Genomic DNA, 9253 nt, shown 5'->3' on the forward strand with positions numbered 1-9253 from the left:
ATAGAGTATGGCATTTGCATGATGCGCGAAACGCCATGATCTTGGCGTATTATCTCGCAGCTTTCCACGGAGGCAGCATTTTCCTGAAATCTCTTTACTAAAGGATTTGCGATTATTGAAGCATACACCACGCCTTAACCGATATTTCCCATATTGGAATTGAAAATGTAAAAAATGACTCGCGTTTGCTTGGTTGCCTCTGATCGCCAACATTTCAGCCTCAAATAATACCATCGTGCTGGCGCTTTAAGCGTTCTTCCTGAGATTCTTCTTCCCGGCGATGGCTTACATCACTTGGTCTTTGCCCATCCGAACGGAACGGTTGACATCCCCGTATCCACCAAGACGACTTGCTGCCGCTTGACGTGACGGAATCTCTATCCTATGCTGAACGTGGCGTCCAGTCCCTCTATCGCTGAGACTTTTAACCCAGACTCGAATAATCCCAATGCCTCCAGGCTCACGGTAAGCATTGAGACTTGCCTCAGAAGTAACCTTTGAAGCCTGAAATTCCAGTCGGAGACTAATACTGTCAAAACTGACCTTTCACCTTGAGTCGAAATATACTCGCCCTGTTAATTCGTAATTTTCGCAGCAATATAATACCCAGGGACGGCTTAGAAAACCAATTGCACTCTCGACATGGCGAAGTCCGGTTCACTGGCCGCCATCCCAGGGCCGCAGGAGCCCGTGCTCCAGGCCGAAGCGGTCGAGCACCCGCGCGGCGACAAAATCCACCAGGTCCTCGATTTTCTGCGGATTGTGGTAAAACGCCGGGCTGGCCGGTAGCACCACCGCCCCGGCCAGGGTGACCGCGCGCATGCTCTCGATCACGGTCAGGCTGTAGGGAGTCTCTCGCAGCACCAGCACCAGGGGGCGACGTTCCTTGAGGCAGACCTCGGCCGCGCGCTCTATCAGGCTGCGGCAGGCCCCGACAGCGACAGCGCTCAGTGTCTTGACGCTGCACGGGCAGACCACCATGCCCAGAGTGCGGTGGCTGCCGCTGGCCGGGGGCGCGCCCAGGCAGTCGTTGGCGTACTCGCGGAAACGGCTCGTGCCGATCCCCTTTCCGTCCAGGTGCGGCAGAAGCGCACCCTCGGAGGGCACATCCGTTTCGCGGCGCAGCATGTCGCGGCCCATATCGCTGGCGACAAGCTCCACGCTCTGCCCCAGGCGAGCCAGCTCACGCAGCAGGGCCAGGGCGTAGGGCGCTCCGCTGGCGCCGGTGACCGCCACTGTCAGGGGAGATTTGTTATCCGTGGACATTTATCCTCAGAGCAGCCGGTCGGCAAGGTTGAGGCCCAGGAAAATGATACTCACCGCGCCGTTGACCGTGAAAAAAGCCGCGTTGACCCGGCTCAGGTCATCCGGTGACACCAGCGAGTGCTCGAAAGCCAGCATCGCGCCGATCAGCGTCACCCCCACCCAGTACAGGATCCCCACCGGGAAATACGAGCCCACCGCGCCCAGGGCGGCGAAAGAAAGCAGGTGCAGGGCGCGCGACAGCCACAGCGCCCGCGCCGCGCCCAGGCGCGCCGGGACCGAGAACAGGCCCTGCTCCCGGTCGAAAGCCTCATCCTGCAGTGAGTAGATGATGTCGAACCCGGCCACCCAGAGCACCACCGCCAGGGCCAGCATCAGCACCCCGAACGTCAGCGTGCCGGTCACCGCGATGAACGCCCCCACCGGCGCGATCGACAGGGCCAGGCCCAGCACCAGGTGGCTGGCCGCGGTGAAATACTTGGTCCAGGAATAGGCGAATATCACGGCCAGGGCAATCGGGCTGAGCGCCAGGCAGAGCTTTCCCAGCAGCGCGGCCGAGACCTCGAACACGCCCACCGCGGCGGCCACGAACAGCCAGACCTGCCAGCGGCTGAGCCGCCCCGCGGGCAGGTGACGGCCCCGGGTGCGGGGGTTCGCCGAGTCCACCCGCTGGTCTATCAGACGGTTGAACGCCATGGCCGCCGAGCGCGCCCCGGTGAACGCGGTAACTATAAGCAGCACCTTGAGCCAGGTGACATCCGCGCTGTAGCTTGCCAGCACCACCGCGGTCAGGGCAAAGGGCAAGGCGAAAAGTGTGTGCGGCAGCATCACCAGCCCGCTGAAATCCGCTGCCAGGCCGTTCAGGCCCTCCCCCGACGCTTCCGTACGCTCAGCTTTCAAGCCCCAGTCCTTTCCACAGACGGTCGATTTTGCTTTTCACCTCGTCACTCATCACGATCTTGTCGGGCCAGGGGCGGCTGAACCCCTCCTCGGCCATCTTGCGGGTGCCGTCCAGCCCCAGCTTGCTGCCGTAGTGCGGCAGGCGGCTGGCGTGGTCCAGGGCATCCACCGGGCCGGGGGTGAATATGGAGTCGCGCTGCGGGTCGATGTTGTTGAGCGCGGCCCACCAGGCCTCGGCGGGGCAGCGCACGTCCACACTCTCATCCACCACCACCAGCACCTTGGCCAGCATCATCAGACCCTGGCCCCACAGGGCGTGCATCACCTTGAACGCCTGCCCCGGGTAGCGCTTGCGGATAGAGACGAAGACCAGATTGTGGAACACCCCCTCGGGCGGCATGTGGTAGTCCACTATTTCCGGGACCACCAGACGCAGCAGGGGCAGGAAAATGCGTTCCGTGGCGTGGCCCATCCAGTAGTCCTCCATGGGCGGCGGCCCCACCACCGTGGCCGGGTAGACCGGGTCGCGGCGCGTGGTGAGCGCGGTCACATGGAACACCGGGTAGTCATCCTCCAGGCTGTAGTAGCCGGTGTGGTCGCCGAAGGGTCCCTCGCGGCGCAACGGCTCTGACGGGTCGACATAGCCCTCCAGCACGAAATCCGCCCCGGCCGGGACCTCCAGGTCCACCGTGCGCGCCCGGACCAGCTCCACCGGCTCGCGGCGCAGGAACCCGGCGAACAGGTATTCCTCGATGCTGTCTGGCAGAGGGGCGCTGGCGGCGTAGGTCAGGGCCGGGTCGCCGCCCAGGGCCACGGCCACCTCCAGGCGCTGCCTGAGCCGTCGCGCTTTCTCGAAATGCACGGCCCCGTGCTTGTGAAGGTGCCAGTGCATGCCGGTGGTGCGGCGGTCGAACACCTGCATGCGGTACATGCCAACGTTGCGCATGCCGGTCTCGGGGTCCTTTGTAATCACCTGCGGCAGGGTGAAATACGGGCCGCCGTCCTGCGGCCAGCAGGTGAGTACGGGCAGCGTACCCAGGTCCACCGCCTCCCCCTCGGCCAGCACCTCCTGCACTGCCGCCTCGCTCTTGACCGTGCGCGGCGGGTACTTGGTCATCTCTGCCAGCTTGGGCAGAAGGGCCAGCTTGCCCAGCAGGGATTCCGGCACGCGGGTGTCGAGCAGGCCCTCGATCCGGCCGGCGATTTCCTCCAGATTCTCCACTCCCAGGGCCAGGGCCATGCGCCGCGCACTGCCCATGAGGTTGATCGAAAGAGGATAGTGGCTGCCCTCCACGTTCTCGAACAGGAGCGCCGGCCCCCCGGCGTGCATCACCCGCGTGGCGATCTCGGTGATTTCGAGATTCGGGCTGACCCGTTCGCGGATACGCCGCAGCTCGCCCTCGCGTTCCAGGCGTATGATAAATTCCCGCTGGTCCCTGTAAGCCATTTACACCGCCGAAAAAGTATTATATGTTCCACTGCCTTGATTTTCCGGAACTCATGGCTTAAAGATAGTCCGCCCTCCCCGCCTGTCAAGCCGCAACGCGGCCCGAAAACCTGCCAGTCAGGATTGACACCTTTCACCGCGTGGATTATCTTAAACCATTGAGCCGTGCCCAAAAATATCAAACGATATATGGAGGCTTCAAATGGATATCTTCGAATTTGCGATGAAGTTCGAGAAGGATGGGGAAAACTACTACCGTGAAATAGCCGCAAAGGCTGGAGACAAAGGCCTGGCGACAATCATGAACATGCTGGCGGATGAGGAGGAGCACCACTGGCAGGTCCTTTCCGAGATGAAACGACGCACGCCCAAGCTGCCCCCGACCGACATCCTGAAGAACGTGAAGAACGTATTCGAGAAGAACGCCGGCAACAAGGGCTTTTTCAATCCGGACAAGGCCCAGGTGGAGCTGTACAAGCACGCCCAGGAGCTGGAGAAGCAGAGCGAGGATTTCTACCGCGCCAAGGCCGCCGAAGTGAAAGAGGCCGCCCAGAAAGACATCCTGGCGCGCCTGGCCGAGGAGGAGCACCGTCACTATTTCGTCCTCGAACACATCATCCAGTTCGTGAGCCGTCCCGAGAACTGGCTGGCCGACCGCGAGTTCACCAACCTGGACAAGTTCTGAGAGCTGTCCGGACAGAGAGTATCCCGCACCCCCGCCGGTGTCCGCACCGGACGGGGGTGTTTTTGTGGGCGGTCCGCCCCTGCACGAATAAGATCAGAGATGTCACTCCGTCCCAAACGGCCCGCAGGCCGTCGCAGTTCTTTTGGGGGCCGCACTTGTCTGAGCCTCCCGCCAGGGCAGCGTGCAATCGAACGTGAAACGGCCGGGGCTCAAATTGCCGTACTGTCCGGCGGCGATTCGCGGCAGCGCCGCCGCTGCATCGCGCGAGCGGTATCAACACTCCGTAAACACTTAAGATCGAAGCGGAGGCGTGGTCTGGACGAGTTTGCGGCCTGCGCTGGCTTTGCTGCTTTGGCCGAAACCAAAGCAGAACAGAGTCTTTCGTCTTCTCACTGCAACTCCCTAACCGGACATTGCTGGGCAAGACCGAAAGGGCGGAAGGAAAACCGAGTGGAAATATGAGTCGCTCCTTCAGTGTAAAATTCATCAACAAGGCCGTTACAGGCCCGCGGCTTGACAGGCACGCGCCCCGGCCGGTACTTTAAAAAAGGATTGAGAACGGCTGTCCCGGAAGGTTCGTTCACGGTAAGTATGGGGGCAAAGAATGCGTTACAGAACTTTCGGACGCCTGGGCTGGCAAGTAAGCGAGCTGAGTTTCGGGGCCTGGGCTATCGGCGGGGACGCCTGGGGCGCCACCGATGACAGCGAGTCGCTCCGCACCCTGGAGGAGGCCCTGGATTCGGGGATCAATTTCATCGACACGGCCCAGGCTTACGGCGACGGGCACAGCGAGGAACTGATCGGCCGCACGCTCGCCGCGCGGGGCAGCGGGGCACAGCGGGTCTACGTGGCCACCAAGATACCGCCCGCGGACAAGAAACTCTGGTGGGTGGACCCGGATTACGATGACATCCAGCGTTTCTACCCCTCCGCCTACCTGCGCGAGCGGGTGGAGCTGTCGCTGAAACGCCTGAAAGTGGGGACCTTGGACCTGATCCAGCTCCACACCTGGACCTCGGGGTTCAACAAGTACACCGAGTGGCAGGAAACTCTGGAGGACCTTCGCCGCCAGGGCAAGCTGCTGGCCTACGGCATCTCGGCCAGCGAGCAGCGTCCGGCGGATGTCACCCCCCTGGTCGAGGCCGGGCGGATAGACAGCGTGCAGGTGATCTACAACCTGTTCGAGCAGGGCACCGGGCGATCCGTTCTCGCCCCCTGCGGCCGTAACGGCGTGGCCACGATCATCCGTGTGCCGCTGGACGAGGGCTCGCTCACCGGCAAGTTCACCGCGCAGACAATTTTTGCCAAGGGCGATTTCCGCCGCCACTATTTCCGCGGCGGCAACCTGAAAGTCACCCTGGAGCATGTGGAACTGGTGCGGCGGTTCAAGGCGGAGCGCCACCCGGAGCTGAGCCTGGTCGACCTGGCGTTGCTGTTCACCCTGAGCCACCCGGATGCCGGCACGGTGATCGTGGGGCTGAAAAACCGCGAGCAGTTGCGCCAGAACCTGAAAGTGACCGGCATGGAGCTGTTCAAGCCCGCGGCCCTGGCCGAGCTGGCGCAATTTGAATGGAACCGCGACCCCTGGAGCCAGGACCTCAAAGCCTGAGCCTCGGCGCATTTGTATTCCGTATGGGCCGTTCCGGCCGGATCAGTCGGGCGGCCCCTTTTTATGACCCACGCGGGGACCGGCGATCAGAGGGCCTCCGGCCGAAAGCCCTTGAGAATTCCTCCCGCCGGGGTTACAATTACGAAGGAGTTTTTGGATATTCCGGCGAAGCCGCGCCAAGCAAAAGGAGAGTATCCCGGATGGAAACGAGCGGCAGGGCCGCCCTGGTGACCGGTGGAGCGCGCCGTATCGGGCAGGCGATAGCCCTCAGCCTGGCTGCGCTGGGCTACGACATCGCCCTGCACTACCGCAGCTCGCGCGAGGAGGCCGAGCGGACCGCCGAGCAGGTGCGCACCCTGGGTGTGAGCTGCAGCCTGCTGCGCGCAGACCTGTCCCGCCGCGCCGAGACCCGCAGCCTGATCTCCAAGGCGCGCAAGGCGTTCCCCGAGTTGAGCGTGCTGGTAAACAACGCCTCGATCTTCCGCCGCGGGCCGATCGCCGAGACCACGGAAAGCCTGCTGGATGAGCACCTGGAGGTGAATTTCATCGCCCCGTTCCTGCTCACCCGCGATTTCGCCGCCAGTTGCACCTCGGGCGTGGTGATCAACCTTCTGGACACCCGGGTCGCGGCCAGCGGGTCGATTTACGCCGCCTACACCCTGTCCAAGAAAGCCCTGGCCGAGCTGACCCGTCTGGCAGCGGTGGAGTTCGCCCCGGCAGTGCGGGTCAACGCCGTGGCGCCGGGTCTGATCCTGCCGCCGGAGGGTGAGGGCCCCGAGTACCTGGAACGCCTGGCGCTCAAGGCGCCGCTGGGCTGCGTGGGCTCGTTGGAGGCGGTCACCTCGGCGGTGGTCTACCTGCTGCAGAATGATTATGTCACCGGTCAGGTGCTCTTCGTCGACGGGGGGGAGAGCCTCTGATGCTGGTCAGCCTGAAAATCAAAAACCTGCGCCTTCGCTGCGTGATCGGCCTGAACGACTGGGAGCGCGAGAAAAAGCAGGACGTGGTGCTGAATGTCGAGCTGAAATACGAGGCCGGCGCGGCGCTGGCGGGTGATGTGGTGGAGGAGGCGGTGGATTACAAAAAAGTCAGCAAGCGCATAATCACCGCGGTGGAGGCGACCAGCTACCGCATGCTCGAATCCCTGGCCGCCGCAGTGCTGGAACTGGTCATGCAGGAGCCGCGGGTGACTGAGGCCACGGTGGAGGTGGACAAGCCACACAGCCTGCGTTTCGCCGATTCGGTCTCGGCCTCGCTGAGTGCCCGGAGGCAGCCATGAACCGCGCGGTGCTCTCTGTCGGCTCGAACATCCAGCCCGAGCGCCACGTGCGGCGGGCCCTGGCCCTGTTGCGGCGTGAGGGGTGGCTGCGCAGTGTGAGCGCTTTCGTGCACACCGCGCCGTTGGGGATCACCGACCAGCCCGATTTCCTGAACGGCGCGGTGCTGGTCGAGACCGAGCTGGAGCGCGCGGCGCTAAAGCACCGTCTGCGCGGGATCGAGGACCGCCTGGGACGCCTGCGCCAGGGGCCGCGCTACGGGCCGCGCACAATCGACCTGGATATTGTGGTCTGGAACGGCTGGGTGGTGGATCGGGATTTCTATGAACGCGATTTTGTCCGTCACGCCGTGCTGGAGCTTCTGCCGGCGGTCAAGTCCGGCCGTTTCGGCGGGGCGCACGGGGCGGCGTGACAGGTGCAGACTGAGCGGCGCGTGCCTGCCCCGCTCGTTAACTTACGATTCCTGAAAGGTGACTGAATGCCGAGAGCCAAAAGGCCCGCCGGGCCGCGCAAGCCGAACAAAGAAGTCGAGGAGCAGGCCCTGTTCGCCGGGCGCTGCTGCCTGGGGAAAAAGGCTGAGGACGTGCAGATTCTGGACCTGAGGAAAGTTTCGGACCTGGCGGACTTTTTCGTGGTGTGTGAGGGGTATACCGATATCCACGTACGCTCGGTGGCCGAGTTCGTGATCGACGAGGTGGAGAAGCGTTTCAACAGCCGGCCGAACCACGTGGAGGGCATGGAGAACGGACGCTGGGTGCTGCTGGATTATTTCGACTACGTGGTGCACGTGTTCCAGCCCGAGGCGCGACGTTTCTACCAGCTCGAACGCCTGTGGGGGGATGCCCCGGCGCGCAAGATCGAGGATGAGCCGGCCGCGGCGGCCGAGAGCAAGGGCGAGTGATTGAGGCGAGGCCGGGCGGCTACGCCCGGCGTGGTTAAATATGTCGATAAATGAAGGGGTACGGCACGCCGTGTCCCTTTTTTTATTCACTTCCCGCTACATACTGCATTCCTGTCGTAGGGGCGACATACATGTCGCCCAGCATTTATGTCTGGATTAACTGTATAATCGCTGCAAAGGCTTTTCGTTCTCTTGGTGACGGCCAAGAGAACCAGAAGCCATTGGGGGGCCGTAAACTCGCCCGGGCCTTTTGGGCTTTTCAACCGTCGGTGTGCACGGGGCTCCTGCACGCTGCCCACGCTGCGGGGCGACGCTGGCGCTGATTGCCCGCCGGGCCTGCGGCTACGCTCCTGGTTTCGGTGTGCACGGGGCGGCTACTCCGCTCCTCCGGCGAGGCTCGGACATACGGCCTCCCGGCGGCCCTGCGGGCCGCGGGGGGATGAAAAACACAGTGAGGATGTTACAGATGCAGGGGCACGGCGCGCCGTGCCATTTTTATTTCGATCGAATCCCCCTCGGTCCCAGCTTTGTCCGGTTAGGTTTTTGCATAGAATGTCTTGGGCGAACACAGTGTTCGTATCGGAATGATTCGATCCTGGGTCAAAGCCAAGCCCCGCGCGGCTGACAGGCCGCCGCTGTTGCCTTTGGGGGCCGCACCTGTCTGAGCCTCCCGCCAGGGCAGCGTGTTATCGAGCGTAAAACGGCCAGGGCTCAAATTGCCGTACTGTCCGGCGGCGATTCGCGGCAGCGCCGCCGCTGCAACGCGGCAGCGGAATCGATGCTTTGCGAACTCGATAGTCAGAAATAGTGGCGCGGTTGGGACGAGGCAAGCCGCCCCCGCTGGCTTTTCTGCTTTGGCCGAAACCAAAGCAGAAAAGGGTCTTTCGGCTTCTCACTGCAACTCCCTAACCGGACATTGCTGCCTCGATCCCTCTTTGAAAAAGGTGGAGGCACGCCATCTTCAGCCTTTCTCCACCAGCCTGTGCTTGCTGAGCAGCCGCGAGGCCGGCCCGATCCGGCTCCAGCCGAAACCCGCCACTGCACCGTTTGCCCCGTTGCCGTTCGTGTCTCCTTTTTCCATCTCCGGCTCCGGCTGTGCCCCGCTCCTGAGCAGCAGCCCCACCGCACGGCGGGCCGCCTCCATGCCCGGTGCGCGCACCTCACGGTAGCC

At 63.0% G+C, this 9253-nt stretch carries 10 protein-coding genes; 6 read left to right on the forward strand and 4 right to left on the reverse strand.

Going from position 1 to position 9253, the window contains the following annotated elements; translation table 11 throughout:
* Nucleotides 1-657: 657 nt before the first annotated feature.
* From LLH00_13930 to LLH00_13940, 3 genes are read right to left on the reverse strand one after another with little or no spacing between them, the layout of a single operon-like run.
* Nucleotides 658-1266: a UbiX family flavin prenyltransferase gene (locus LLH00_13930; protein MCE5272373.1), complete on the reverse strand. Its 609-nt coding sequence runs from the start codon at nucleotides 1264-1266 to the stop codon at nucleotides 658-660.
* Between the two features lie 6 nt (nucleotides 1267-1272).
* Nucleotides 1273-2163, reverse strand: coding sequence for a putative 4-hydroxybenzoate polyprenyltransferase (gene ubiA / locus LLH00_13935; GenBank protein MCE5272374.1), 891 nt, complete (start codon nucleotides 2161-2163; stop codon nucleotides 1273-1275).
* Nucleotides 2153-3610 carry a menaquinone biosynthesis decarboxylase gene (locus tag LLH00_13940; GenBank protein MCE5272375.1) on the reverse strand — a complete coding sequence of 486 codons (1458 nt, stop codon included), beginning with the start codon at nucleotides 3608-3610 and terminating at the stop codon, nucleotides 2153-2155. Before LLH00_13940 ends, ubiA begins: the two co-directional genes overlap by 11 nt.
* A gap of 202 nt (nucleotides 3611-3812) precedes the next feature.
* Here LLH00_13940 and LLH00_13945 point away from each other — a divergent pair, with 202 nt between their 5' ends.
* The 6 genes from LLH00_13945 (at nucleotide 3813) to rsfS (ending at nucleotide 8082) form a co-directional block, all read left to right on the forward strand.
* Complete coding sequence (locus LLH00_13945; GenBank protein MCE5272376.1) at nucleotides 3813-4295, forward strand: ferritin family protein; 483 nt, start codon at nucleotides 3813-3815, stop codon at nucleotides 4293-4295.
* 604 nt (nucleotides 4296-4899) lie between these two features.
* Nucleotides 4900-5904 (forward strand): aldo/keto reductase, encoded by a 1005-nt coding sequence (locus LLH00_13950; GenBank protein ID MCE5272377.1) that lies wholly within the window; start codon nucleotides 4900-4902, stop codon nucleotides 5902-5904.
* A 200-nt stretch (nucleotides 5905-6104) separates the two neighbouring features.
* The gene (locus LLH00_13955; GenBank protein ID MCE5272378.1) at nucleotides 6105-6824 is read left to right on the forward strand and encodes an SDR family oxidoreductase; all 720 of its coding nucleotides are present in this window, start codon (nucleotides 6105-6107) and stop codon (nucleotides 6822-6824) included.
* On the forward strand, nucleotides 6824-7183 hold the full coding sequence (locus LLH00_13960; GenBank protein MCE5272379.1) for a dihydroneopterin aldolase: 360 nt from the start codon (nucleotides 6824-6826) through the stop codon (nucleotides 7181-7183). Before LLH00_13955 ends, LLH00_13960 begins: the two co-directional genes overlap by 1 nt.
* On the forward strand, nucleotides 7180-7593 hold the full coding sequence (gene folK / locus LLH00_13965; GenBank protein ID MCE5272380.1) for a 2-amino-4-hydroxy-6-hydroxymethyldihydropteridine diphosphokinase: 414 nt from the start codon (nucleotides 7180-7182) through the stop codon (nucleotides 7591-7593). The genes LLH00_13960 and folK overlap by 4 nt, the downstream gene beginning before the upstream one ends.
* Nucleotides 7594-7659: 66 nt before the next feature.
* Entirely contained in the window at nucleotides 7660-8082 is a 423-nt protein-coding gene (rsfS, locus tag LLH00_13970; protein ID MCE5272381.1) for a ribosome silencing factor, read from the forward strand.
* Between the two features lie 961 nt (nucleotides 8083-9043).
* Here the strand turns inward: rsfS and LLH00_13975 are convergent.
* On the reverse strand, nucleotides 9044-9253 hold a 210-nt coding region (locus tag LLH00_13975), incomplete at its 5' end, for a hypothetical protein (GenBank protein MCE5272382.1).

It is taken from the genome of bacterium (genome assembly GCA_021372515.1).
Taxonomy (GTDB): domain Bacteria; phylum Gemmatimonadota; class Glassbacteria; order GWA2-58-10; family GWA2-58-10; genus JAJFUG01.

Bases quoted from the DNA above. Each gene is read 5' to 3' on its own strand.
- LLH00_13930 (MCE5272373.1), bottom strand. From the start codon at position 1,266: ATGTCCACGGATAACAAATCTCCCCTGACAGTGGCGGTCACCGGCGCC.
- LLH00_13940 (MCE5272375.1), bottom strand. From the start codon at position 3,610: ATGGCTTACAGGGACCAGCGGGAATTTATCATACGCCTGGAACGCGAG.
- LLH00_13945 (MCE5272376.1), top strand. From the start codon at position 3,813: ATGGATATCTTCGAATTTGCGATGAAGTTCGAGAAGGATGGGGAAAAC.
- LLH00_13950 (MCE5272377.1), top strand. From the start codon at position 4,900: ATGCGTTACAGAACTTTCGGACGCCTGGGCTGGCAAGTAAGCGAGCTG.
- LLH00_13955 (MCE5272378.1), top strand. From the start codon at position 6,105: ATGGAAACGAGCGGCAGGGCCGCCCTGGTGACCGGTGGAGCGCGCCGT.
- LLH00_13960 (MCE5272379.1), top strand. From the start codon at position 6,824: ATGCTGGTCAGCCTGAAAATCAAAAACCTGCGCCTTCGCTGCGTGATC.
- folK (MCE5272380.1), top strand. From the start codon at position 7,180: ATGAACCGCGCGGTGCTCTCTGTCGGCTCGAACATCCAGCCCGAGCGC.
- rsfS (MCE5272381.1), top strand. From the start codon at position 7,660: ATGCCGAGAGCCAAAAGGCCCGCCGGGCCGCGCAAGCCGAACAAAGAA.